The following is a 24,408-nucleotide window of genomic DNA, read 5'->3' on the forward strand; positions in this document are numbered from 1 at the left end:
TCAGGCCGCCAGCCGATCCGCCAGCACGCCCACTTCCGGCGCATCCACGACCGGACCGTAAAGCGCGAGCGAGGGCACTCCGGAGGCGCAAAGCCGTGCGGCATATTCCGCAACACCGGCGCGGTCCACGCCGTCAATTTTGGCCACCACCTCGTCCAGACCGGGCACACGGCCCCAGATCATCACCATCCGCGCCAGACGTTCACAGCGGGACGACGGGCTTTCCAGCCCCATCAGCATTCCTGCTTTCATCTGCACACGGGCACGGTTGACTTCGGCCTCACCCATGTCGTCGGCCGCGCGGCGCAGCTCGTCAATGCAAAGGGTGGACAGGTCCGCCACATCTGCACCGCTGGTGCCCGCATAGATCGTCAGAGCGCCCGTATCGGCATAGGCCCCTGCCTGCGCGTAAATCGTGTAACACAGCCCGCGTTTTTCACGGACCTCCTGAAACAGCCGACTCGACATGCCGCCACCAAGCGCGAGCGAAAACACCTGCGCGGTGTAAATTTCATCGTCCATGTAACTGGCCGTTTCAAACGCCAGCGCGAAATGGGCCTGCTCCAGATCCTTGACCACACGGTGTTCACCACCCCGATACAGTGCCGGTTGCAACAGCACGGGTGCTGCGCCCCGCTCCATATGACCAAAGGCTTCTTCCGCCAGTTTCACCAACTGGTCGTGATCCACAGCCCCTGCCGCCGACAGAACCATCTGTTCGGGGCGGTATTGTTCCTTGATGAAGGCCTGCAAATCCGCACGGGTAAAGGCGCGCACCCGCTCCTCCGGTCCAAGGATCGTGCGCCCGATGGGCTGATCCGGATAAGAGACCTCTTGCAGCCAGTCGAAAATCACATCGTCCGGCGTGTCGAGCGACTGCCCGATTTCTTGCAGGATCACGCCCCGTTCGATCTCGACCTCTGCCGGATCAAAGACGGAGTTCAACACAATGTCGCTGATCACATCCATCGCCAGCGGCACGTCGTTTTCCAGCACACGCACGTAATAGGCCGTCATCTCGCGGCTGGTATAGGCGTTGATGTAACCGCCCACGTCCTCAATCGCCTCGGCAATCTCCAGTGCGTTGCGTTTCTGTGTGCCCTTAAAGGCCATATGCTCCAGAAAATGGGCGATCCCGTTTTGCTCGGGCCGCTCGTGCCGCCCGCCTGCACCGACCCAGATCCCCAGAGACGCTGATTTCAGCCCCGGCATATGTTCGGTCACAACGCGGAATCCGTTAGAGAGTGTGTGTATTTCTACGGTCAACCCGCAATCCTTTCTCGAATGACAGCCTCAACCGCTGCCAAATCGCCTGCGACCCGTGTGACACGCTCTTCGCGTTCAAATAGGTCTGCCATACGTGGGGGCAAGGCCGGATGCTCACCGCAAGCCGCCTCAACCGCCGCCGGAAACTTGGCCGGATGGGCGGTGGCCAGCGTGATCATCGGCACATTGCCCTGCATTTCATCCCCGATCTTCGCACCGATGGCCGAATGGGGGCAAAGAACCTCTCCGGTGCGGTCGTAAAAATCCTTGATCGCCGCAGTGGTCTCTTCTTCCGAAACGCGCCCGGAGTCAAATTCCTCTGCCATCCGGCCCAACGCCCCTTGCGAGAGTTTGAAAGACCCGACATCTTTCAACGCCTCGAACAGCTGCGCGACGGCCTCTCCTTCCCGATCATACAGGTCAAATACTAACCTTTCGTAATTGGAGCTGACCTGAATATCCATCGACGGGCTGATAGAGGGCACAACGCCTGTTTTCGCATGATCACCTGATTGCAGCGTCCGGTGCAGAATGTCGTTCTGGTTCGTCGCGATCACCAGACGTTCAATCGGCAGTCCCATGCGTTTGGCGACATAGCCTGCAAAAATATCCCCGAAATTGCCGGTTGGCACCGTGAAGGAGACCTTGCGATGGGGCGCTCCGAGCGACACGGCAGAGGTAAAGTAATACACCACCTGTGCCAGCACCCGTGCCCAGTTGATGCTGTTCACACCGGCGAGCTGTACGGAATCGCGGAAATCAAAATCGTTGAACATATCCTTCAGCAAGGCCTGACAGGTGTCAAAATCACCGTCCACCGCCAGCGCATGAACGTTGTCTTCTACCGGAGTGGTCATCTGGCGGCGCTGTACCTCGGATACGCGGCCATGGGGATACATGATAAACACATCCACCGCGTCCAGCCCGCGAAAGGCTTCAATCGCAGCCGATCCTGTGTCGCCACTGGTCGCCCCCACAATCGTCACCCGTTTGCCGGACCGTTTCAGCGCGGCTTCGAACATCTGGCCGATCAACTGCATCGCCACATCTTTGAACGCCAGCGTCGGACCGTGGAACAGCTCCAGCAGGTAGTGGTTGCTGTCCAGTTGCACGACAGGGCAACGGGCGTCATGCCCGAAACTGCTGTAGGCTCTAGCAATGATCTCGCGAAATTCTGCGTCACCGAACGTGTCACCCACGAAAGGCTTCATCACCTCAAAAGCAACATCCTCGTAAGACTTACCGGCAAACCCTGCGATCTGCCCTTCGCTCAGGCTTGGCCAGCTTTCCGGCACATAAAGTCCGCCATCACGGGCCAGCCCTGTCAGCATCGCTTCTTCAAATGTCAGCTCGGGCGCCTGCCCGCGTGTGGAGATATATTTCATGCCAGCCTTGCCTAAACCGTTTTCTGCCGAATGCGCCACAACAGGTAAGCGGTCATCCCGAACCAGACAACCGCTAATGAAAACCATGTGATCGCATATTCGCGGTGATCATTAGGGATATTCACCGAGACGGGCAACGGTGTTACCGCATCATAAGCGACCCAAGCGCCATCTTTGCGGTATTCCGCTGTTTCCACCACCACCATGAACGGCAGAACATCGAGCTTTTCCGCCAGCATCGGCAGGTAGCGGGCGAACCAGATATTCTTGTCGAGATCGGGGTCTGGGGTGAAGGATTCGTCATAATCATCCGGATTAAGGATATTCCCCACCACACGCACCGGCCCCACCGGACGCGGCGCGTCTTTTTCCTCTTCCGGCACAAACCCGAGATCGAGCATAAAGGCTTTGCCCTCCCAGATCACCTCTTGCAGGATGCGAAACCCCGCCCCTGTGAACTTCAAAGAGGTCAGCACATGGGCCTGCTTGTCTGTCAGCACCCCTTCAAACGCCACACGGCGATAGTTGTCATCTTCCCGCGGGCCGCTGTCATGGAAATACGGCGCCAAAGGTGACGCTGCTGCGGACTTGCGCGCCTCGATCTGGGCCAGACGGTCCTCTTTCCACGCCAGCCGGTCTAACTGCCAGAACCCTAGCCACAACAGGGTCGCAACACCTGCGATACCGAACAGCAGGGGCAAAATCATTCGGACACTCATGCTTCAATGTTCTCCAAATACTCGATTCAGACCCTTCGGCCCTTCAAACGGCAAAGGCGCGAACCTTCCAGCCCGCGCCTTTTGTTATGATAAACCCTGTCCGCCCCGAATGGCCACTTGTGCCGCCGCAGCGTTGCAGGTCAGCCGGATGCTTACCGGCCCCAGATGTAGATGGCGGCAAAGAGGAACAGCCAGACCACGTCCACAAAGTGCCAGTACCATGCTGCGGCTTCAAAACCGACGTGGCGCTCTTGGGTAAAGTGCCCCTTATGCGCACGGATCAGACACACCGCGAGGAAGATCGTCCCGATCACAACATGGAAGCCGTGAAAGCCGGTCGCCATAAAGAAGTTGGCGCCATAGATGTTGCCCGAGAACCCAAAGGCCGCGTGGCTGTATTCGTAAGCCTGGAAAATCGTGAAGAGGATGCCCAGCAGAACAGCGCCCCAGAGGCCTTTCTTCAACCCCTCACGATCGTTGTCATGGGCAATCGCGTGGTGCGCCCAAGTGGCCAGACAGCCGGAACACAGCAGAATCAGCGTGTTGATCAGCGGCAGGTGCCAAGGATCAAAGGTTTCAATGCCTTGGGGCGGCCAGACGCCGTCCACAATCGGGGACATCGGCCCCATCGGATAAAGCGCGTGTTTGAAGAAAGACCAGAACCACGCCACAAAGAACATAGCTTCGGACATGATGAACATGATCACGCCGTAGCGCAGACCGATCACAACCACTGGCGTGTGATCCCCGACGTGGGATTCGTCCACAACTTCGGACCACCATGCAAACATCACATAGAGCACCATCACGAGGCCGATCAGGAAGACCCACGGGAAGGTGTGGTCTTTCATGTAGAACACAGCGCCGGCCAGCATCACAAAGGCACTGACGGCGCCGGCCAATGGCCAGATACTGGGGTTCAGAATGTGGTAGTCGTGGTTTTTTTCATGCGCCATGGTGGTTCGTCCCTATATTCGCATCTTGGGCTTTCCCGAAGGGGCAGCGCTGCGGCCGCTCCGGAAATGCCGTTTTCAGGCATTGGTGTTGCTGGATAACGTGTTTGTGAGCATGGTTCAACACAACAGGTTATCCCTAATTTACAGTTTTCGCGTCTTCCACCGCAAGAGCAGCCTGCTCTTGTTCCGGCAGATCAGTCACGTGGAATGTGTAGCTGAGCGTGATTGTCTTGGCATATTTGGCTTCACTGTCGTCCAGCATTTCGGGATCGACAAAGAACGTGACCGGCATCATCACCGTTTCACCCGGTTGCAGAACCTGCATGGTGAAGCAGAAACATTCGATCTTGTTGAAGAAGTTTCCGGTGGCATAGGGGTACACGTTATAGCTCGCCCGCCCTGCAACCGGCTTGTCGGTGGGGTTATGGGCTTCGTAAAAGGCCAGACCGGTTTCCCCGATCCGCACTTCCATTTCATTCACAACCGGCTTGAAGGTCCAGGGCATGCCCCGCTCCAGCGAGCCGTCAAAGCGGATTTTCACGGTCTGGTCGAGAATGACATCATTGTCCGCGCTGGCCACATTGGTCACGCCGCCCCAGCCTGTCACACGACAGAACCAGTCATAAAGCGGCACGGACGCAAAAGAGAGACAGAGCATAGCCACAGCAACTGTGACCAGATTGAAAACCACTTTTTTGTTTTTACCTGCGGGTGTTTTCGGGTCGTTACTCATTGATCTGCCTCCGTCGCCTTTAATTCAGGATCGATGCTATAGCGGATCGTATGGTCGTAGCCTTCCATACTGCCGCCGCCCGCCATCTTCACGATTGTGATCGCAAAGACCAGTGCGACAAAGCCGCCCAAGACCGCGCCAAGCAGCAGATTGGACCGTTTGCGGCGGCCGTGAAGGGGATGTTCCTTGCCCAGAGCCATATCAGAAGACCACCGGCACTTGCGGCATGAAGGCAAAGCCGCGCAGGGCTGCATCCACCAGCAGGGCGGCGAAATGCACAAAGAGATAGACCAGCGACAGGCGAAAGAACTTGCGTTCGGCGGCGTATTTATCCGCTTCTGCCACGCTGTCGCCACGGCGCCACAGACCAATTGCACCGCGCAGGAACATTGCGTTCAACACCAGCGCAACCGCCAGATAGACCGGACCACCGATAGAGGTAAACGCCGTGCCCAGTGCCACCAGTGCCAGAACCACAGTGTACCCCAAAATGTTGTTGCGGGTCACACGGGTGCCGTGGGTCACGGTCAGCATTGGCACACCGGCTTTGGTATAGTCGTCGTTCATAAACAGCGAAAGCGCCCAGAAATGCGGTGGCGTCCACACAAAGATCAGCGCGAACATCATGACGCTTTCAACCGAAACTCCCCCCGTAGCCACGGCCCAGCCCACCATCGGAGGGAAGGCACCGGCCGCGCCGCCGATCACGATGTTCTGCGGCGTAGAGCGTTTCAGGAACATGGTGTAGACAACAGCATAAAAGAAGATCGTAAAGGCCAGCAGCCCTGCTGCGAAAAAGTTGGCGGTAATCGCCAGCATTCCAACCGCAAGAACCGACAGCCACAATCCCAGAATCATCGCATTTCTAGGAGTCACACGCCCGTCAGGGACAGGGCGTTTCACCGTGCGCTTCATCACCGCATCAATATCCGCATCCCACCACATGTTCAGCGCACCAGAGGCCCCTGCCCCCAGCGCGATAAACAGAATGGAAGCAAAGCCGATCACAGGATTCACCCCGACAGGCGCAACCAGCAGGCCAACAGCCGCAGTGAAGACCACCAGAGACATCACGCGCGGTTTCAGCAGCGCGAAGTAGTCGTCGAACTGGGCATCCTGGCCATATTCATTCACGGTTGCATCGCTCATGGGGTGTTCCACTGGCTATGGGTTAACGGAGTCGGGATCGCGGGCAGCTTATTCGGCTGCCTGCGCGTCTTGGACCATTTGCAAGTTCAGATCGGCAACTTTCACGGCGCTCGGGGTGCCGGCATATTCTTCGATCGCCCCTTCCAGCCATGCGTCGTAATCCGCTTGAGAAACAGCCTTGACTGTGATGGGCATGTAAGAGTGGTCTTTGCCGCAAAGCTCGGAACACTGGCCGAAGTAAACGCCCTCTTTGCCTTCATCTACTTTGAACCACAGTTGCGCCAGACGACCCGGAACAGCATCCTGCTTTACACCGAAGGCAGGGATCGTCCAGGAGTGGATCACATCAGAGCCGGTGACTTGCACAACAACAGTCTTGCCGGTCGGGATCACAACAGATGTGTCAGTGGCCAGCAGGTATTCGTCGTCTTCAAAACCGTTTTCGGCCAGTTCTTCGCGGGGCAGCATGAAGCTGTCAAAGCCAAAGTCGTGGTCCACATATTCATGGGTCCAGTACCACTGGTTGCCGGTTGCCTTGATGGTAATATCCGCTTCGGGGATCTCTTGCTGTTTGAACAGCAGCGTCAGGGACGGCGGGATGATCGCGATCAGAACGATGATCGGCACCACGGTCCAGGCAACTTCCAGAAGGGAGTTATGGGTGAATGTCGCGGGAATTTTGTTGCGCTTTTCGCTAAAGCGGTAGAGGCAGAACAGCAGCAGAACAGTCACGAAAACAGTGATGATCGTGATGATCCAGAGCAGGAAACTATCCATCCAGATCACATCGCGCATAATTTCCGTGGCCGGTGCTTGGAAATTCAAGCCGTCCTGATCCGGTTTGCCAAGGCTTGGCAGGTCCGGCAGCGTAGATTGCGCCATCGCAGCGCCGGAAGCCATCAGGCTGCCAAGTGTTACACCGATTTTCTTCAATGTGGCCACAGTTTGCATATGATCCAGTCCTATTCTGATCGGCCCAATCGCCGGTCGGGATTCCCACACCAATAGGCGCACCAGAATCCCCTGTTGTCTCCTGCGCCCTAAAAACAATATTACAGTCTAAAGGACAAGCGCTCTCTTTGCGGCATACCGCCGCTTGGGAGGCTGACCAGATCATAGAAGGAAATCGCGCTTTGGCCAAGGATCACGCTTCGTTTCGCCCGTTCGAGACGCAAATTGACGAAAATGCCGCACTCGCTGTGTTGAAATCCGCAACCGACGGGGCCGATGACGGCGAGATTTTTATGGAACGCAAGCGTTCGGAAAATCTGGTTTTTGACGACAACCGACTGAAAAATGCCAGTTACGATGCGTCCGAGGGCTTTGGCCTGCGGGCCGTAAAGGGCGAAACCACCGGATATGCCCACTCCACCCAGATGACCGAGGCCGCGTTGAAACGCGCCGCCGAGACCGTCCGGCTGGCGGTTGGCGCGGGTGGGGCGACTTTGGCAGCAGCGCCACAGGCGACAAACCAACGGCTTTATACGGACAGCGATCCGATGGCGGATGCGGAATTTTCACTGAAAGTGGACACGCTTCGCGAGATTGATGCCTTTACGCGCGATCTCGACCCGCGGGTGGTGCAGGTCTCGGCGTCAATGTCCGCCAGCCTGCAGGAAGTGGAAATCCTGCGGCCCGAGGGTATCCGCCTGCGCGATGTGCGCCCGATGACGCGGCTGAACGTTTCGGTCATTGTGGACCAGAACGGACGGCGCGAAAGCGGTTCCGCAGGGGGCGGCGGGCGCTATGGTCTCTCGGCGCTGATGGAGCCTGCAAGCTGGAAGGCCACCGCAAAAGAGGCGCTGCGCATCGCGCTGGTCAATTTGGATGCCGAAGCAGCCCCTGCAGGGAAATTTGACGTGGTGCTTGGACCAGGCTGGCCCGGCATCCTGCTACACGAAGCGATTGGCCACGGGTTGGAAGGGGATTTCAACCGCAAGAAATCCTCGGCCTTTGCGGGGTTGATGGGGCAGCGGATTGCAGCCAAAGGCGTGACGGTTCTGGATGACGGCACCCTGCCCGACCGCCGTGGCTCTATCAGTTTTGACGACGAAGGCACCCAAAGCGGGCGCAACGTGTTGATCGAGGATGGTATTCTTGTCGGTTATATGCAGGACCGCCAGAACGCGCGGCTGATGGGGGTAGAGCCGACCGGGAACGGACGCAGGCAAAGCTATGCCCACGCGCCAATGCCCCGTATGACCAATACCTATATGTTGGGCGGCACGATCAAACCCGGTGACATCGTGGCCGATCTGAAAGACGGTATCCACGCGGTCGGGTTCGGCGGCGGGCAGGTGGATATTACCAATGGCAAGTTCGTCTTTTCCTGCACCGAAGCCTACCGCGTGAAAAACGGCGTGGTGGGGGCGCCAGTCAAAGGCGCTACGCTGATCGGGGACGGGGCCACTGCCCTGAAGCAGATTCGGGCCATCGGAAATGACATGGCGCTAGACCCCGGGATGGGCAATTGCGGCAAGGCAGGACAATGGGTGCCTGTCGGTGTCGGCCAGCCGAGCCTGTTGATCGGGGGGCTGACGGTTGGGGGGAGTGCCGTCTGAGGCATATCGAGAGCCAGTTCAAGCAGTTTAAGAGGCGGTTTATTCACGAGTTGCAGGGGGCTGCCGCCCCCTCGGCTGCGCCTCACCCCGGCGGATATTTGAAGAAAATGGAATCAGAACGGCCTTGCTTCACGGCTTGTTAACCTTCGGGTGGCAGCCTGAAGCGATGAACAACCCCCGTGTGATTCCGTTACAGCAGACAGACAGGCTCGACTGGTTGCGACTAATTCGCAGCAGGCGGGTCGGTCCGGTGACGTTTTACCGTCTGCTTGGGGAACACGGAACTGCAGCCGCAGCGCTGGACGCCCTGCCCCGCATCGCGGCAGAGGCCGGTGTAGGCGACTATATACCCTTTGGTCACAAAGCGGCCTATGACGAGATGGCCGCGGGCAGTGCGATGGGGCTGCGGATGGTCTGTTATTCCGAAGCGGACTATCCGCAAGCCTTGCGCCAGATGCCCGATCCGCCGCCGGTTCTGTGGACCCGTGGGAATCTGGAATTGTGTCGGAAACCTGCTATCGCGATTGTGGGGGCGCGCAATGCTTCCAGTCTTGGCACCCGCATGGCGCGGTTACTGGCGCGGGAGCTGGGGGAAGCGGGATATACAATTGTGTCCGGTATGGCCCGTGGCATTGATACCGCCGCCCATGAAGCCGCTCTGCCCACAGGCACACTGGCGGTTCAGGCGGGCGGGATTGATGTGATCTATCCACGGGAAAACACGCAACTCTATGACAATATAACCAAGACGGGGCTGTGTCTTTCGGAGCATCCCTTGGGGTTGGTGCCACAGGCGCGGCATTTCCCCCAGCGCAATCGCATCATCGCCGGACTGTCCGAGGCGACGCTGGTAGTCGAGGGGGCGTTGCGCTCCGGCTCTTTGATCACAGCGCAGGATGCTAGTGATCTGGGGCGCGAGGTTATGGCCGTTCCCGGCAGTCCGATGGACGCCCGCGCCGCAGGGTGTAACGCGCTGATCCGTGATGGTGCCTGTCTGATCCGTTCTGCGCAGGACGTGATTGACGCACTGCACCGGCCCTTATCGGCGCAGGCTACTGAACCCGAACAAACCGTCAAACCAGCGCCACCGCCAGAGCAGATCGGCAGGCGTATCCTTGATCTGTTGGGTCCGAATGCGGTGCCCGAGGATTGCCTGATCCGGGATCTCGACCTGTCGGCGGCACAGCTGACCCCTGTTTTGACCCGGCTAGAGCTGGAAGGTAAGATCCTGCGGCATCCGGGCGGGTTTCTGGCCCGCGCGGGATGATCAACGGCCTGTGGTTTTTGTTGTGCGTGGGGCGTGTAAAACCACAACCCGCAAACCAAATGCGCGACCCCCATTGACAACCCTCCCCCCCGCAACACATTTTCCGCACGCCTCAAATCGGGCAGCACCTACACTGATTCACAGGAAATATCATGCCAGTTGTCGTCGTCGAATCTCCGGCTAAGGCCAAGACAATAAACAAATATCTGGGCGATAACTTTACCGTTCTGGCGTCTTACGGGCACGTGCGCGACCTGCCGCCCAAGGATGGTTCGGTAGACACGGACAATGATTTCGAGATGAAATGGGAGGTCGCCAGCGACAGCCAGAAACACATTCGCGCCATTGCAGAGGCCCTGAAAGATGACGACGAACTGATCCTCGCGACCGACCCCGATCGCGAAGGGGAGGCGATCAGCTGGCATCTGGAGGAGGCGCTGAAAAAGCGCAAGGCGATCAAGAAATCCACCAAAGTGGAGCGTGTGGTTTTCAACGCGATCACCAAAGATGCTGTAACGACAGCGATGGAAAATCCCCGTCAGGTGGATATGGAACTGGTGGAGGCTTATCTCGCCCGCCGTGCGCTTGACTATTTGGTAGGATTCAACCTGTCTCCGGTGCTCTGGCGCAAGCTGCCCGGCGCGAAATCTGCCGGACGGGTGCAATCGGTTTGCCTGCGTTTGATTGTAGAGCGCGAAATGGAAATCGAGGCGTTCAAGCCCCGCGAATACTGGACCGTGAAGGCGATCCTGACCACACCGCGCGGTCAGGAATTTGAGGCCCGTCTGACGGTTCTGGGCGGCAAAAAGCTTGAAAAATTCGACATTGAGACATCCGAGTCGGCCGAAATCGCAGTTGCGGCGATCAATTCCCGCGATCTGTCCGTCGCCAGCGTTGAGGCAAAACCCGCCAGCCGCAACCCTTCGCCGCCATTCATGACATCTACCCTGCAACAGGAAGCCAGCCGCAAGTTCGGCATGGGGGCGCGGGCGGCCATGTCCACGGCGCAGCGGCTTTATGAAGCGGGGTACATCACCTATATGCGGACCGACGGCATTGATATGGCCCCCGAAGCCGTGACTGCCGCGCGCAAGACTATCGGCAGCCTTTTCGGGGAAAATTATGTTCCCGAAAAACCCCGTGTTTACAAGAATAAGGCTAAAAACGCGCAGGAAGCCCACGAATGTATCCGCCCGACGGATATGGACGTGACCCCTGAAAGCCTGTCCCGTTTGGAAGCAGACCAGCGCAAGCTTTACGATCTGATCTGGAAACGCACCCTTGCCAGCCAGATGGAAGCGGCGCGGATGGAACGCACCGTGGTAGAGATCGCCTCTGACGACGGTCAGGTCGGCCTGCGCGCAAACGGTCAGGTCGTGCTGTTTGACGGTTTCCTAAAAGTTTACGAAGAAGGCCGCGATGATGTGGCAGACGGGCAGGTTGTAGATGATGACGACAAGCGTCTGCCACAGATTGCCCAAGGGGATGAGACCAAGAAATCCTCTGTCACGCCCGAACAGCACCACACGCAACCGCCGCCCCGTTATACCGAGGCGACACTGGTCAAGCGAATGGAAGAGCTTGGCATCGGGCGGCCCTCCACCTATGCCAGCATCGTGACCACGATCCAGACCCGCGAGTATGTGCGAAAGGACAAAAACCGCCTGATCCCCGAGGATAAAGGGCGGCTGGTGATTGCCTTCCTCGAAAACTATTTCCGCCAGTATGTGGGCTACAATTTCACCGCGAAACTGGAAGACGAGCTGGACGATATTTCCGGCGGACGTGAGGACTACAAAGCGGTTCTGTCGCGCTTCTGGCGGGATTTCTCGGCTGCGATTGCGGAAACCGCCGACCTGCGGATCACCGAGGTTCTGGAAAAGATCAACGAGGTTCTCGCCCCCCATTTGTTCCCCGCGAATGAGGACGGGTCTGACCCGCGCATCTGTAAAGCCTGTGGCAACGGAAAATTGTCCATGCGCACGGCACGCTCCGGCGGGGCCTTCATCGGCTGCTCCAACTATCCCGAATGCCGCTACACCCGCCCGATTTCAGGCGAGGTTGAGGGCGGCGATATTGCCGGACCGGATGGCAAGCAGCTTGGCTTTGACGATAACGGAGAGGCGATCACCCTGCGCTCCGGCCGTTTTGGTCCCTATGTTCAGCGGGGCGAGGCCACGGAAGAAATCCCCAAACCGCCACGGGCCTCTATTCCCAAAGGCACGGATTTAAGCGCGGTAGACCTGAAACTGGCGCTGGACCTGTTGTCTCTGCCCCGCTTTGTCGGCACCCATCCTGATGGCGGTGACATTACTGCGGCTATCGGGCGGTTCGGTCCTTATGTGATGTGGCAAATGCCGCTGGAAGAAGGCAAGAAAACCGCGCGCAAAATTTATGCCAATATGAAAGACCCGACCGAGGTGTTTACCATCGGGATGAACCGCGCGGTTGAGCTGATTGCCGAGAAAGCCGCCAAAGGCGGACGCGGTGCGGCTGCGGAACCGCTTAAAGAGTTGGGCGAACATCCTGAACATGGCGGCGCGATCAATGTGATGGACGGGCGTTACGGGCCTTATGTAAAATGGGAAAAGGTTAACGCGACCCTCCCCAAGGAAATCGAACCGACCCAGATCACACTGGAAGAAGCGGTCGCGCTGGTGGATGCGAAAGCGGCCACGAAGGGCAAGAAAAAAGCCGCGCCAAAGAAAAAGGCAGCGGCCAAGAAGCCGGCTGCAAAGAAAGCTGCGGCGAAGAAGCCGGCGGCTAAAAAACCTGCGGCCAAGAAGACAGCCGCGAAAAAGGCTCCGGCTAAAAAGGCCGAGGAAGACAAAGCAGCAGAATAAACGAAAAAGCCCTGCACGATTGGTGCAGGGCTTTTTTTACGAACCATCGGTTGGACAGTGCGGAGTCCCCTTTAATCGAGGCTGCTCACCGCCGCAACAAAGGCATCACCGCGTTTTTCAAAGCTGGTGTATTGGTCAAAGCTGGCACAAGCCGGTGCCAGTAACACCACATCGCCGGCTTCTGCGTCTGCGGCCGCACGAACCACGGCCTGTTCCATCGTGCCGCAGATTTCAAACGACTGCCCGTCCAGTTGTCCGGCAAACTCTTCTGCTGCGTCTCCGATCAGATATGCCTTACGCACGCGCTCGAACTGGGGCTTGAGCGCGGCAATCCCGCCCTCTTTGGCCTGCCCGCCCACGATCCAGCGGATGTTTTTGAAGGCCAACAACGCTTTTTCCGCCGCATCTGTATTGGTTGCCTTGCTGTCATTCACAAACAGCACGCCGTTCCGGTCCGCGATGATCTGACAGCGGTGGGGCAAGCCGCCATAGCTGCCCAGATGGGTTTCCACCACACGCGGCGCCAGCCCGATGGACCGACAGGCGGCATAGGCGGCACAGGCGTTCTGGTGATTATGTGCGCCGGGCAGTCCGCGCATGTTGCGCAGGTCAATCGAGGCCACCTGCCGCCCTTTGCGCCATTCCGCAAGGAACCCCTTGCGGGCAAAAACCGACCAGTCTTCGCCTTGTAGTTTGCGCTCGGCGGAAATGCGGATCACAGGCTCTCCGCTGTTCTGGGTTTCACGCAGTTGCGCCGCGAGATAGCGGCCCTCCATTTCGTCCACACCGATGATGGAGCGGTCCGGCCCACCGGCAGTAAACAACCGCGCCTTGGCTGCAAAATAACCGCCCATTCCGCCGTGGCGATCCAGATGGTCCGGGCTGAGATTCATGAAAATTGCGATGTCCGGCGCCAGAGAACGGGCCAATTCGGTCTGATAACTGGACAATTCCAACACCGTAATCTGCCCGTCCGATGCCGGTTCCAGATCGAGCACACCGCGCCCGATGTTGCCGCCCATCTGCACGTCGCGACCTGCTTCCTGCAGGATATGATGGATCAACGCGGTGGTCGTGGACTTGCCATTGGACCCTGTCACACAGATCACGCGGGGCAGGACGTCGAACTCGTCCCATTCCGGCGTGCCATAGCTGCGAAAGAACAGACCCACGTCATTATCGACCACGGCTCCCATCTCCCACGCCTTTGCGATCACCGGATGGGGGGCAGGATAAAGATGGGGGATGCCGGGGGAGGTGACGAGACAGCCAATCTCCTCCCAGTTCCGGTCTTTGGTCAGATCCGCCACCAGAAAACCCTCGGCGCGGGCGCGGGCCTGTGCGGACTCGTTGTCGTCCCAACAGACCGGAACGGCCCCGCCCGCCGCCAATGCACGCGCTGTGGCCAGACCGGATCGGCCCAACCCCAGAACACCGACCGAATGGCCCTCATATCCACGAACTGGAATCATCTCACGGTCCTCTCGCGCAGCACTGGGCCACGGCTGTTGTTAAAGAATTTACAGCGGGGTCTGGCAGCGCGGGCCACCGTTGACGACCGCATCAGAACGTCTAGCGGATTTTCAGCGTGGCCAGCCCGATCAGCGCAAGGATCAGGGAAATGATCCAGAAGCGGATCACGATTTGCGGCTCGGCCCAGCCCCGCTTTTCAAAATGGTGATGAATCGGTGCCATCAGGAACACCCGTTTTCCGGTGCGTTTGAAGTAAAGCACTTGGATAATCACCGACATCGCCTCAACCACGAACAGCCCGCCAACAATCCCGAGCACGATCTCATGCTTTATGCTGACCGCAATCGCGCCCAGCGCCCCGCCAAGGGCCAGCGATCCGGTATCGCCCATGAACACAGCGGCTGGTGGCGCGTTATACCACAAAAAGCCAAGCCCGCCGCCGATCAGGGCAGAGGTGAAAATCAGCAGCTCTCCGGTGCCCGGCACGTAATGCACGTCCAGATATTCGGTAAAGTCGGTGCGCCCCACCACATAGGCAATCACACCCAAAGTGGCCGCGCAGATCATCACAGGCATAATCGCCAGCCCGTCGAGCCCGTCCGTCAGATTCACCGCATTGGCAGCACCGACGATGGTGATCATGGCGAAAGGAAAGTAAAACAGCCCCGCCCCGATCAGCGCATCCTTGAACACCGGCAGTGCGATCTGTCCTGACAGGGCTTCGGGATGCAGTGTTGCCACATAGACCGAAGCAATCAGCGCAATCACAAAGCCAAGCGCCAGACGCGCCTTGCTGGAGAACCCTGCAACCGTTTGTTTTGTAACCTTTAAGTAGTCATCCATAAAGCCGATCAGCGCAAATCCGATGGTCACAAGCAGGACCGCCCAGACATAACCGTTATCGCTGCGCGCCCACAGCAGGGTGCTCAGCGTCATGGTGCCAAGGATCAGCACGCCACCCATTGTCGGCGTTCCCGCTTTTTCAAGCAGATGGCTTTCAGGTCCGTCTTCACGGATAGGCTGGCCCTTTTTCTGGCGCAGCTTCAGATAGTTGATCAACGGCTGCCCGAACAGGAAGCTGAGAATCAGTGCAGTGAAAAAGGCACCCCCCGCCCGGAATGTGATATACCGGAACAGGTTAAAAAAGTCGCCACCATCACTGTACTGGCTTAGAAAATACAACATTAAACGCTACCGCCTTATTTTTCTGTTGTCTGGCCCAGCGCTTTGATCGCTGTTACAACCTGCCCCACTTTGGACCCTAGCGAGCCCTTTACCATAGCTACATCGCCGGAATCCAGCAGCCTGTTCACCCGTGCTGCCATAAGGTCAGCGGTGGCAAAATGCTGGCCGCGCTTGCGATCCGGCAGGGCGTTGTGCAGGGCGGCCATCAGCGGGCCGCTGGTATGAATTGTATCAATGGTTTCAACCGAAGGATGATCTGCCAGTGCGCTGTGCATCTGCTCTTCCTGCGGGCCGAGTTCCAGCATATCGCCAAGCATGGCCACACGCCGACCGCCATCGGGCTGGCTGTCCGCCAATACGGATAACGCCGCCGCCATAGAGGTCGGATTGGCGTTATAGCTTTCGTCGATCAGCTCCAGCACGCCGCCGTTATCGCTGCGGGTCACGGTAAACCGTTGGCCCCGACCGCTGGGCGCGTGCCATTGGGCCAGTGCCAGCATGGATTGCGCGGGATCGGCGTCAACGGCTTGCACAGCGCCCAGCACCGCCAGCGCGTTCATCGCCAGATGGTGGCCGGGTGCGCCAAGTTTGAACAGGATTTCCTGCCCGTCGAGCAACGCTTCTACCGTCGTCACTGTTTCGGTGGTACGGGCCGCAATCAGCCTGAGGTTCGCCTGATCGGTCTCGCCAAACAGCCGTACCCGCATGCCTTTGGCTGCGTCCAGCAGGATTGGAAGTGTGGGAATGTCTCCGTTCAGAACTGCCACGCCCTGCGGCCCAAGTCCTTCAAAAATCTCGGCTTTTGCCTGTGCGATCTGCTCCACACTGACAAAGGCGGCCATATGGACTGCCGCAACAGTGGTGATCACCGCCACATCCAGTCGCGCCATGCGGGACAGCGGGCCGATTTCGCCCGGATGGTTCATGCCGATTTCGATCACGGCGAAATCCGTATCCTGCGGCATCCGCGCCAGTGTCAGCGGCACGCCCCAGTGGTTGTTAAAGCTGCGTACCGCGGCGTGAACCTTCCCCTGTGGCACAAGGGCAGAGCGCAGCATTTCCTTGGTACCGGTTTTACCGACAGAGCCAGTCACCCCGATCACTTTGGCAGCGGTACGGGCGCGGGCCGCCTGCCCTAGATCCTCCAGCGCCCTCAGAACATCGGGCACTATCAACAGCGGTGCGTCTTCGGCCACGTTTTCGGGACGATGGGTCACAAGCGCTGCTGCTGCACCGGATCGGAGGGCTTGGGCGACGAAGTCATGTCCGTCCCGCACGTCTTTCAGGGCGACAAACAGATCGCCCTGTTCCAGTTCGCGGGTGTCGATGGACACGCCCCCCGCAACCCAGTCGCAGGTGGTTTGCCCGCCCGTCGCAGCGGCGGCGTCCTGACTGGTCCAAAGGCTATTCATGCCCCCAATCCGTCCAGCGCGTGAACTGCCACGCTCGCCTGTTCCACGTCATCAAAGGGCAGCACATCATCCCCGATCGTCTGGCCCGTCTCATGGCCCTTGCCTGCAATCAACAGCGCGTCACCGGGTTGTAGGGCATCAACGCCTGCAAGGATGGCATGGGCGCGGTCTCCGATCTCTGTCGCTTCGGGGCATTCTGTCAGCACCATGCGCCGGATCAGGGCGGGATCTTCGCTGCGGGGATTGTCATCGGTGACAAAGACAACATCCGCATTTTCCCGCGCCGCTGCCCCCATCAAAGGCCGTTTGGCGGTGTCACGGTCGCCGCCAGCACCAAAGACCACGATCAACCGGCCCAGCACATGGGGCCGCAACGCCCGCAGTGCGGTTTTCAGGGCATCCGGTGTATGGGCGTAATCCACAAACACCGACGCGCCATTATTTCTTGTCGCCGCCAGCTGCATCCGACCGGGCACCGTTTGCAATTCCGGCAGACACCGGAACACATCCGCCGCCTGCGCACCGCACGCAATCACCAGCGCCGCCGCCGTCAGCACATTTTGCGCCTGAAAGCCGCCAATCAGGTTCAAACGGGCGGAATGGACCTCGCCATTCCATGAAAACCGCACTTCCTGTCCGGTGGCATCAAACCGCCCCGAAAGGATCTGCATATCCCCCTGCCCTGTGCCAAGGGTCACAACATCCTGTCCCCGTGCCAAAGCAATATCGACGAGCGCGGCCCCTTTGGGATCGTCTATGTTGATGATCGCAGAACCTTCGGGCGGCAGAACCCGCGCAAAAAGACCTGCTTTGGCGTTGAAATAAGCCTCAAAGGTTTCGTGATAGTCCAGATGGTCCTGCGTGAAATTGGTAAATGCCGCCGCAGTCAGCCAAACTCCGTCCAGACGCCGTTGTTCAAGGCCGTGGCTCGAAGCTTCCATTGCGGCATGGGTGATGCCCTCGCCGTGCAAGGTCTTAAGCAGCTTGTGCAGGGTCACGGGTTCGGGTGTTGTGTGACTGATCGCGGCGGTATAGGCGCCCTCTACCCCTGTGGTGCCAAAGTTGACACCCTGAAGGCCCAACAGCTCCCATATCTGGCGGGTGAAATTCGCGACTGAAGTTTTACCGTTGGTGCCGGTAACGGCCACCATAGTCGCCGGTTGCGCACCGTAAAAACGCGCCGCAGCCAGTGCGAGCGCGCGGCGCGGGTCATCTGAAACCACCACGGGAATCTTGATTTCACCCACGTCTTCTAGCGCGATTTCATAGCCTTGCGCATCGGTCAGGATCGCAGCCGCGCCCATGCGCAGGGCGTATTGCACAAAGGCCCCGCCGTGAACGGTAGAACCGGGCATGGCGGCAAACAGGTCGCCCGCCTTGCAATAACGGCTGTCTACGCAGATGTCGCTGACACTGACATCTTGTAAGGCGCCGTGTGTTGCTGTCAGGCCCAGTTTTTGCAGGGGTGTTGAGGTCATGACAGCTTCTCCTTGCCCGTGGTCAGTTTCCTGACGCGGTGTATTCAAGATTTCCCGCAGACGCAACATTCGGGCGCAAACCCAAAACCGGCATTATCCGCGCCACCAGTTCGGCAGCGACCGGCACAACGGTCCAGCCCGCAGTGCGGCGTTCCTCTCCGTGGGCCTTGATCGAAGGTTCGTCCAGCGTCACCACCATAACATATTGCGGATCGCTTGCGGGGAAAACGCTGGCGAATGTGGCGATTACTTTCTTTTTGTAATACCCGCCGCCCGGTTTGGGCTTATCCGCGCTGCCGGTTTTGCCCGCCACTTCATAGCCCTTCACCTCTCCGAACGAAGCCGTACCCCGTGTCACCACAGCCCGCAGCATTTTGACCAGCTTGGCAGAGGTTTCTTCGGAAATCACCTGTTCGCGGTTAGGGGGGATACCCTCCCGTTTCAGCAGGGTCGGTGTGATTTTATAGCCGCCATTGCCCATAGCCGCATAGGCCGCCGCAAGGTGCAGGGGGGTGGCGGCAATGCCGTGACCGTAGGAAATCGTCATGGTGGACAGTTCCGACCAGCGGGGCGGCAGCAAGGGTTTGGCATTGCGCGTCTCTGGCAGTTCTACCGTTGCCACATCAAAGAAGCCCAGCTTTTGCAGCATCTGTTGCTGCGCCTGGGTTCCGGCGGCCATCGCCATACGCGCCGTGCCAATGTTGGACGACTTCACAATAATATCCGTGACGGACAGTTCCTTTCCATAGTTATGGAAATCGCGAATCCGGAACTTGCCCCAACGCAGCGGACCGCGGGTGTCGATCATGGTGTTTTCATTGGCCAGCCCGTTTTCAAGGCTGATCCCCGCCGCAAAAATCTTGAATGTGGAGCCGAGTTCGTACACGCCCTGACTGGCACGGTTGAACAGCGGGCTGTCGGACTGATCGCCCGATGTCAGCACACGGGGCCGGTTATTGGGGTCGAAATCCGGCAAAGAGGCCATCGACAGGATTTCCCCTGTGTGAATGTCCATCAGGATCGCCGCAGCACCCTTGGCCCCCATCAGGTTCATCCCGCCCGCCAGCACTTCGCGCATGGCGGATTGGGCGGTCAGGTCGATGGACAGCGCCAGCGGTTGGCCTTCCCGCGCCGGATCGCGCAGGGTTTCGTCGAAATAGCGCTCCACTCCGGCAACACCGATCACCTCGGCTGCGTTCACGCCTTCCTTACCAAAGCTCGCGCCGCCCAGAATATGCGCCGCAAGCCGGCCATTGGGATAAAGCCGCATCTCACGCGGGCCGAACAGCAGACCGGGTTCCCCCAGATCATGCACGGCCTGTTGTTGTTCAGGACTGATTTTTTTCTTGATCCACAAAAACTTGCGCTTGCCGGTGAAATCCTTGGTCAAACGCTCCAGATCGAGATCGGGAAACACGCTGACCAGACCTTTGGCCGCCTCGACAGGATCCACCATCAGGGGCGGTTGGGCGTAAAGTGCGGTGGTGGCCAGATTGGTTGCCAGAACCTCGCCGTTACGATCCACGATGTCGGCCCGCTGGTTGGCAATCTGGGGAATGGATGCGGTGGAAACCGGCTCGGACGGTTCAGATGCTGAAAGCGTGCCCATGCGAATGCCCACAGTCATGAAAGACGCAAAGAAAAAGATACCCAGAATCAGCAGCCGGCTTTCCGCACGGCGGCGCATTTTCATCTGGGTTTTGACATTGCGAAGCGCCCGTTCATGGGCCTCGATCATATCGGGATCTTCACCCTTTTCACGGGCGTCCAGAACACGGGCGAGCGGGCGTAGCGGTGTTCTCATTACGGGAATTCCTTGTCCGGTCCGGGGGTGGGCACACTGCTGGTTGCAATCGGATTTACCAACTCGTTTGCTTCGATTTCCACTTGCGGATAGGCGACCAGTTCGACTTCGGCAAAATGCTCCGGCAGCAGGGGCACCAGCCCCAGTTCCCCAAAGTTCAGATCCACCAGATCGCGCAGGCGGTTGGGGCGGTTCAGATAGGCCCATTCCGCCTTGAGCACCGAAATCGTTTCCCGTTCATGGGCAATCTGGCGCTGCAATTCCGCGACACGGCGCAGACTGGCCTGCGTGCGGTAATTTTCCTTGTAGGCCCAATAAGCGACGCTGATCACCACGCCACAACAGATCATATAGAGAAATGTTTTCATTGACTTACACTCTTCAAACTTAATCGGGGCAGTCCCAGACCGGCGTAATCCACATCCCCCACGGGGGCATCGGTACGCCGCGCCAAACGCAGCTTTGCAGATCGGGAACGAGGGTTCGCGGCCAGTTCATCCTTATCGGCGGTGACGGCCTTGCGCCCCAGAACCTCAAAGCGGGGGGCGTCCGTTTCAGCCTCCGGTGCCCAGCGGTTGCCTTTGGGGTTCAACCCGCCCCGTGCGGCCAGAAACCGCTTAACGATCCGGTCTTCAAGGGAATGGAAGGTCACGACCGCCAGAATACCGCCCTCGGCCAGAACCGATTCTGCTGCGTAAAGCCCGCGCACCAGTTGGGCTAATTCATCATTCACCGCAATGCGCAGCGCCTGAAATGTGCGTGTGGCGGGATGGGCCTGACCGGGTTTGCCTTTGGGCAGGGTGGATTCGATGATCTCCACCAGTTGAAAGGTGGTTTTGACCGGCGCGGTCTTGCGTGCGGCCACAACTGCCTTTGCGATCCGGCGTGAAGCGCGTTCTTCGCCGTATTGAAAGAAAATATCCGCCAGTTCCGCTTCGGAGGCGGTATTCACCACATCGGCGGCTGTTTCGCCGGATTGGCTCATCCGCATGTCAAGCGGCCCGTCCTTTTGAAAGGAAAAGCCCCGTTCCGCCTGATCAATCTGCATGGAGGATACGCCAATATCCAGAACCACCCCGTCCATACCGGCAGGCACAAGGCGGCCCATCTCTGCGAAGGTTCCCTCCACCAGACGCAGACGATCGCCATAGACCCCTGCCCAATCCGCTGCACGGTCGAACACTTCGGGATCGCGGTCGATCGCATAGACCTCATCGGCACCGGAATCAAGAAACGCACGGGTGTAGCCGCCGGCTCCGAAAGTGCCATCGACCCAGCGCCCCTGCATTGGCGCGACCGCTTTCAAAATAGGGGTCAGCAACACGGGAATATGCGGGGAAGCAGTAGGCTCGTCCTGTTCCATCTCCGCGATTACCCCTCTGCCGTTTCCATATCCAACAGGATCAGAGGATCGAAATCCTCATCCTCGTCATCCATCCACTCTTCCAGAGCGGCAGCGTGTTCTTCATAGGCAGAAGGCTCCCAGATCTGGAATGTGTCGCCGGTGGCCACAAAAGTCGCTTCTTTGGTGATGCCGATCTTGCTGCGCAATTTGGGGGAAAGAACCAGACGTCCGGTTTCATCCACGCTCATCTGCACCGACTGGCCCGAGAACATATGTTCCAATGCACGCCGGCGCTTGGACCCGCGGGGCAGTGCGGCGATCTTGTCGTCCACTTCCTCCATCGAGGTCATCGTATAGCCTTCGATAAAATTGCGCGCTTTGCCGCCGTAGACCAGAACCAGATTGGGGTTCAGCCCGTCGGTCCAGTCCGGATCGCCTTCTTCCAAAACACGGCGGAAGGCCGCAGGGATAGACACCCTGCCCTTGGCGTCCACTTTATGGACACTCTCGCCTCTGAACCGTCGTGCCACGAAGGGCGCTCCTTCTGTCCGTTGCCCTTGAAAATCAGGGGCTTAAAATGATAACGGCGAACCAAGCTGCTGCCACTGCTTGATCCGCCGCCCTCGTCCCGATTATGGGCCGCCCGACTGTGGTGCCACCTTTGGGGGGTGTCTGCTCGCATTCCACGTCGGATCTCATGTTCGATGTAGCTGGGCGCCTGTATGAAACCTGGTTTGGTCTAGCGGGATCTTGATGTCCCTTTTCGTTCCCAACCTCATCTGCAGTTAGGTATTACATGGGAATTTATGGAAACCAAGCCCTTTTTATGGGAACGGCTGGACAACCCAAGACGATACCGGCAATTTTCGCCACATTCCTGCCAAGATTGGCCACAATTTTAGCTTTATTAGTTTTAGACAAATTGTGAACCACTACATGTAGTAGGCGAAAAAATTTTGCTTTTCTGACAAATTGAAGCGAAAGCGCCACAAGTCAAAACGGAACATATTGAGAACATTGAAAAACCGGCGGAAAATTGCGATTCGGAACGTGGAATCCGCGGGGTTTTCCCATGGGATTTGCCGAATGGACCAAAACGGACCATGAAGTCCCATAAACAGCCCATCTGGGGGAAGATAAATTCGCGGATGGCCTGTAAGCCGGATTTTGTCCCGGGGTTGCCCCCTTAGACGACCATTCATCTGGGCCTGCTGTTGCCAGCAGGCTCTTGCAACCAACCCGGACCTGCTAGGGCAAAAGCGGCCCCGGATGTTGCCATCCACGCGGTCCCTATTTGGTTTTGCTCCAGGCGGGGCTTGCCATGCCAGTGATGTTACCACCACCGCGGTGGGCTCTTACCCCACCGTTTCACCGTTACCCGTGCAAGCACGGGCAGTCTTTTCTCTGTGGCGCTTTCCCTCGGGTTGCCCCGGGCGGGCATTACCCGCCGCCTCTGCTTTTTGGAGTCCGGACTTTCCTCACTGACGTGCGGCCGTCCAGCCATCCGCGAAGCCTTTCTCTACCGTCCCATACCCCCCGAGGTCAACGGCCTGACAGGGCCATTCCTGCGCCAATCGCACGATCAGCCCCACGTCAAGCGCATCCAGCGGACCGGAGTGGAACGGGCGGAACCGAAGACGAAAGGCCGACAGGACCGTTTCCCAGCTTTGCCGGCTGTCATCAGCGGCACGGTAGCCGAAATAAAACGCAGCCGCCCGAAACGCCGACCAACTGGCCGCGCATTGCGCCGGATGGGGCCAGATCGACAGCCCCCGCCCCGCCAGTTCCTGCCAGTCGAAATAGGGACCGGGATCAATCTTGCGACCGGGGGCCATATCGGAATGTCCGATCACCCGTTCCGGCGGGATGTTGTAACGCTGTAATATCGCAGACAGAAGATCCCGCAGTGCCACCATCTGCGCTTCGGGAAACTGTGGCGTGTCACTGTCAGGACCGCGATTGGCGATCTCGATGCCAATGGAATGGGAATTTACGTCTTTCACCCAACCCCACTGCCCCGCGCCCGCATGCCAGGCCCGCTGCGTTTCCGGCACCAGCGCGGTCACGGCGCCCGCCTCGTCTATGACGTAATGGGCCGACACCTCGGACGCAGGATCGCACAGCCGGTCGATTGCCGCCTGTGCTGTTTCCATGCCGGTATAGTGAAGAACCACCATATCCGGCCCAAGTCCGTGTCTCCGCGCGCTACAATTCGCAGAGCTGCGGGTTGCGTAGGACATTAGCTCGGCAGCAGGTTGCGGTAGAGATCAGGGTTCCAGCTACAGGCAAAACCGTCACCATCAGGGTCGAGATTGTTGCGGTCCCGCTCCGGACCTCCGGATTCAAGGAACCGGCGCTGCGCTGCATCGGGATCGTTGCGGTAGCGACTACAACTGGAAGAGCCGCCGCCGGAACGATTGTAGGTGCGTGTGCCAACCGCCTGTTTCTGGGAAATCGCATAGGCTGCAAGGTTCACGCTGGTTTTGCGCTGGGGCAAGGGTTCGGGATCGACCACAGTATAGGACTGGCGCAACGCGGCGAGCTTGGCCGCATCCGAGGCAATTGATTCCTGTTCCACAACCGCTTCAAAGTCTTGCGTGTTGGAAATACCGCTAGGGCGGTTCTCTGACACACCAGCGCCCCCGTCAGCCGGAAGCTGGGCCGTGGACACGCCGGTTTCCGCTGCCGCAAGCCGTTGGTTTTCAGTCTGAAGCGCAACAGGATCGGGCGTGATATTGTCAAAATACTGGTCCTGATCGTTGGGGGATTGCGTGGTGCATCCCGCCAGAAGACCTGCCGCCAAAACCGTTGTTACCAAACTGCGCATCATAC

Annotated in this window: 20 protein-coding genes, 1 other RNA gene and 1 pseudogene; 3 read left to right on the forward strand and 19 right to left on the reverse strand. The window is 58.6% G+C overall.

Annotated features, from left to right (window positions below; all coding sequences use genetic code 11):
* The 8 genes from BFV97_RS10185 to coxB form a co-directional block, all read right to left on the reverse strand.
* Entirely contained in the window at nt 1-1,266 is a 1,266-nt protein-coding gene (locus BFV97_RS10185) for a M16 family metallopeptidase (RefSeq protein WP_069300244.1), read from the reverse strand.
* Complete coding sequence (gene thrC, locus BFV97_RS10190; protein ID WP_069300245.1) at nt 1,263-2,651, reverse strand: threonine synthase; 1,389 nt, start codon at nt 2,649-2,651, stop codon at nt 1,263-1,265. The genes BFV97_RS10185 and thrC overlap by 4 nt, the downstream gene beginning before the upstream one ends.
* Before the next feature lie 11 nt (nt 2,652-2,662).
* Nucleotides 2,663-3,358: an SURF1 family protein gene (locus BFV97_RS10195; RefSeq protein ID WP_157888310.1), complete on the reverse strand. Its 696-nt coding sequence runs from the start codon at nt 3,356-3,358 to the stop codon at nt 2,663-2,665.
* A gap of 164 nt (nt 3,359-3,522) precedes the next feature.
* Entirely contained in the window at nt 3,523-4,326 is an 804-nt protein-coding gene (locus BFV97_RS10200) for a cytochrome c oxidase subunit 3 (RefSeq protein ID WP_069300247.1), read from the reverse strand.
* Nucleotides 4,327-4,462: 136 nt separating this feature from the next.
* Nucleotides 4,463-5,059, reverse strand: a complete 597-nt coding sequence (locus tag BFV97_RS10205; protein ID WP_069300248.1) for a cytochrome c oxidase assembly protein — start codon at nt 5,057-5,059, stop codon at nt 4,463-4,465.
* The gene (locus BFV97_RS10210; RefSeq protein WP_069300249.1) at nt 5,056-5,259 is read right to left on the reverse strand and encodes a hypothetical protein; all 204 of its coding nucleotides are present in this window, start codon (nt 5,257-5,259) and stop codon (nt 5,056-5,058) included. Before BFV97_RS10210 ends, BFV97_RS10205 begins: the two co-directional genes overlap by 4 nt.
* Before the next feature lies 1 nt (nt 5,260).
* Nucleotides 5,261-6,208, reverse strand: coding sequence for a heme o synthase (gene cyoE, locus BFV97_RS10215; RefSeq protein WP_069300250.1), 948 nt, complete (start codon nt 6,206-6,208; stop codon nt 5,261-5,263).
* A gap of 48 nt (nt 6,209-6,256) precedes the next feature.
* Entirely contained in the window at nt 6,257-7,159 is a 903-nt protein-coding gene (coxB, locus tag BFV97_RS10220; protein ID WP_069300251.1) for a cytochrome c oxidase subunit II, read from the reverse strand.
* Between the two features lie 182 nt (nt 7,160-7,341).
* Between coxB and tldD the strand changes: the two genes are divergently transcribed.
* The 3 genes from tldD (at nt 7,342) to topA (ending at nt 12,879) form a co-directional block, all read left to right on the forward strand.
* Entirely contained in the window at nt 7,342-8,769 is a 1,428-nt protein-coding gene (tldD, locus tag BFV97_RS10225) for a metalloprotease TldD (protein WP_069300299.1), read from the forward strand.
* A 166-nt stretch (nt 8,770-8,935) separates the two neighbouring features.
* A complete protein-coding gene (gene dprA, locus BFV97_RS10230) occupies nt 8,936-10,036 on the forward strand; it encodes a DNA-processing protein DprA (protein ID WP_083225595.1) in 1,101 nt (366 codons plus the stop codon).
* A 152-nt stretch (nt 10,037-10,188) separates the two neighbouring features.
* Nucleotides 10,189-12,879: a type I DNA topoisomerase gene (topA, locus tag BFV97_RS10235; protein WP_069300252.1), complete on the forward strand. Its 2,691-nt coding sequence runs from the start codon at nt 10,189-10,191 to the stop codon at nt 12,877-12,879.
* A 71-nt stretch (nt 12,880-12,950) separates the two neighbouring features.
* Here topA and murD read toward each other — a convergent pair whose 3' ends face one another.
* The 11 genes and pseudogenes from murD to BFV97_RS10295 all read right to left on the reverse strand — a co-directional run bounded on the left by murD (nt 12,951) and on the right by BFV97_RS10295 (nt 24,403).
* Complete coding sequence (murD, locus tag BFV97_RS10240; protein WP_069300253.1) at nt 12,951-14,351, reverse strand: UDP-N-acetylmuramoyl-L-alanine--D-glutamate ligase; 1,401 nt, start codon at nt 14,349-14,351, stop codon at nt 12,951-12,953.
* A gap of 100 nt (nt 14,352-14,451) precedes the next feature.
* A complete protein-coding gene (gene mraY, locus BFV97_RS10245; protein ID WP_069300254.1) occupies nt 14,452-15,537 on the reverse strand; it encodes a phospho-N-acetylmuramoyl-pentapeptide-transferase in 1,086 nt (361 codons plus the stop codon).
* 14 nt (nt 15,538-15,551) lie between these two features.
* A complete protein-coding gene (locus tag BFV97_RS10250; protein WP_069300255.1) occupies nt 15,552-16,949 on the reverse strand; it encodes a UDP-N-acetylmuramoyl-tripeptide--D-alanyl-D-alanine ligase in 1,398 nt (465 codons plus the stop codon).
* Entirely contained in the window at nt 16,946-18,427 is a 1,482-nt protein-coding gene (locus BFV97_RS10255) for a UDP-N-acetylmuramoyl-L-alanyl-D-glutamate--2,6-diaminopimelate ligase (RefSeq protein WP_069300256.1), read from the reverse strand. The genes BFV97_RS10250 and BFV97_RS10255 overlap by 4 nt, the downstream gene beginning before the upstream one ends.
* Before the next feature lie 22 nt (nt 18,428-18,449).
* A complete protein-coding gene (locus BFV97_RS10260) occupies nt 18,450-20,231 on the reverse strand; it encodes a peptidoglycan D,D-transpeptidase FtsI family protein (protein WP_069300257.1) in 1,782 nt (593 codons plus the stop codon).
* Nucleotides 20,231-20,599, reverse strand: a complete 369-nt coding sequence (ftsL, locus tag BFV97_RS10265; RefSeq protein WP_069300258.1) for a cell division protein FtsL — start codon at nt 20,597-20,599, stop codon at nt 20,231-20,233. Before ftsL ends, BFV97_RS10260 begins: the two co-directional genes overlap by 1 nt.
* Nucleotides 20,596-21,594, reverse strand: coding sequence for a 16S rRNA (cytosine(1402)-N(4))-methyltransferase RsmH (rsmH, locus tag BFV97_RS10270; RefSeq protein ID WP_069300259.1), 999 nt, complete (start codon nt 21,592-21,594; stop codon nt 20,596-20,598). The genes ftsL and rsmH overlap by 4 nt, the downstream gene beginning before the upstream one ends.
* A gap of 8 nt (nt 21,595-21,602) precedes the next feature.
* Nucleotides 21,603-22,106 (reverse strand): division/cell wall cluster transcriptional repressor MraZ, encoded by a 504-nt coding sequence (mraZ, locus tag BFV97_RS10275; protein ID WP_083225589.1) that lies wholly within the window; start codon nt 22,104-22,106, stop codon nt 21,603-21,605.
* 610 nt (nt 22,107-22,716) lie between these two features.
* Nucleotides 22,717-23,084: RNase P RNA component class A (gene rnpB / locus BFV97_RS10285), an RNA gene on the reverse strand.
* A gap of 306 nt (nt 23,085-23,390) precedes the next feature.
* Nucleotides 23,391-23,816: pseudogene (locus BFV97_RS19290) on the reverse strand (N-acetylmuramoyl-L-alanine amidase); the annotation flags it as partial.
* On the reverse strand, nt 23,816-24,403 hold the full coding sequence (locus BFV97_RS10295) for a hypothetical protein (protein ID WP_069300262.1): 588 nt from the start codon (nt 24,401-24,403) through the stop codon (nt 23,816-23,818). The gene BFV97_RS10295 and the pseudogene BFV97_RS19290, both read right to left, overlap by 1 nt.
* Between the last annotated feature and the right edge of the window lie 5 nt (nt 24,404-24,408).

Origin of the sequence: Neptunicoccus sediminis, assembly GCF_001719615.1 — a bacterium.
GTDB classification, from domain to species: domain Bacteria; phylum Pseudomonadota; class Alphaproteobacteria; order Rhodobacterales; family Rhodobacteraceae; genus Amylibacter; species Amylibacter sediminis.

What these genes read in the sequence shown, in the direction of transcription:
- thrC (WP_069300245.1), bottom strand. Translation starts at nt 2,651, where the DNA reads ATGAAATATATCTCCACACGCGGGCAGGCGCCCGAGCTGACATTTGAA.
- BFV97_RS10195 (WP_157888310.1), bottom strand. Translation starts at nt 3,358, where the DNA reads ATGATTTTGCCCCTGCTGTTCGGTATCGCAGGTGTTGCGACCCTGTTG.
- BFV97_RS10200 (WP_069300247.1), bottom strand. Translation starts at nt 4,326, where the DNA reads ATGGCGCATGAAAAAAACCACGACTACCACATTCTGAACCCCAGTATC.
- BFV97_RS10205 (WP_069300248.1), bottom strand. Translation starts at nt 5,059, where the DNA reads ATGAGTAACGACCCGAAAACACCCGCAGGTAAAAACAAAAAAGTGGTT.
- BFV97_RS10210 (WP_069300249.1), bottom strand. Translation starts at nt 5,259, where the DNA reads ATGGCTCTGGGCAAGGAACATCCCCTTCACGGCCGCCGCAAACGGTCC.
- cyoE (WP_069300250.1), bottom strand. Translation starts at nt 6,208, where the DNA reads ATGAGCGATGCAACCGTGAATGAATATGGCCAGGATGCCCAGTTCGAC.
- coxB (WP_069300251.1), bottom strand. Translation starts at nt 7,159, where the DNA reads ATGCAAACTGTGGCCACATTGAAGAAAATCGGTGTAACACTTGGCAGC.
- dprA (WP_083225595.1), top strand. Translation starts at nt 8,936, where the DNA reads ATGAACAACCCCCGTGTGATTCCGTTACAGCAGACAGACAGGCTCGAC.
- topA (WP_069300252.1), top strand. Translation starts at nt 10,189, where the DNA reads ATGCCAGTTGTCGTCGTCGAATCTCCGGCTAAGGCCAAGACAATAAAC.
- murD (WP_069300253.1), bottom strand. Translation starts at nt 14,351, where the DNA reads ATGATTCCAGTTCGTGGATATGAGGGCCATTCGGTCGGTGTTCTGGGG.
- mraY (WP_069300254.1), bottom strand. Translation starts at nt 15,537, where the DNA reads ATGTTGTATTTTCTAAGCCAGTACAGTGATGGTGGCGACTTTTTTAAC.
- BFV97_RS10250 (WP_069300255.1), bottom strand. Translation starts at nt 16,949, where the DNA reads ATGAATAGCCTTTGGACCAGTCAGGACGCCGCCGCTGCGACGGGCGGG.
- BFV97_RS10255 (WP_069300256.1), bottom strand. Translation starts at nt 18,427, where the DNA reads ATGACCTCAACACCCCTGCAAAAACTGGGCCTGACAGCAACACACGGC.
- BFV97_RS10260 (WP_069300257.1), bottom strand. Translation starts at nt 20,231, where the DNA reads ATGAGAACACCGCTACGCCCGCTCGCCCGTGTTCTGGACGCCCGTGAA.
- ftsL (WP_069300258.1), bottom strand. Translation starts at nt 20,599, where the DNA reads ATGAAAACATTTCTCTATATGATCTGTTGTGGCGTGGTGATCAGCGTC.
- rsmH (WP_069300259.1), bottom strand. Translation starts at nt 21,594, where the DNA reads ATGGAACAGGACGAGCCTACTGCTTCCCCGCATATTCCCGTGTTGCTG.
- BFV97_RS10295 (WP_069300262.1), bottom strand. Translation starts at nt 24,403, where the DNA reads ATGCGCAGTTTGGTAACAACGGTTTTGGCGGCAGGTCTTCTGGCGGGA.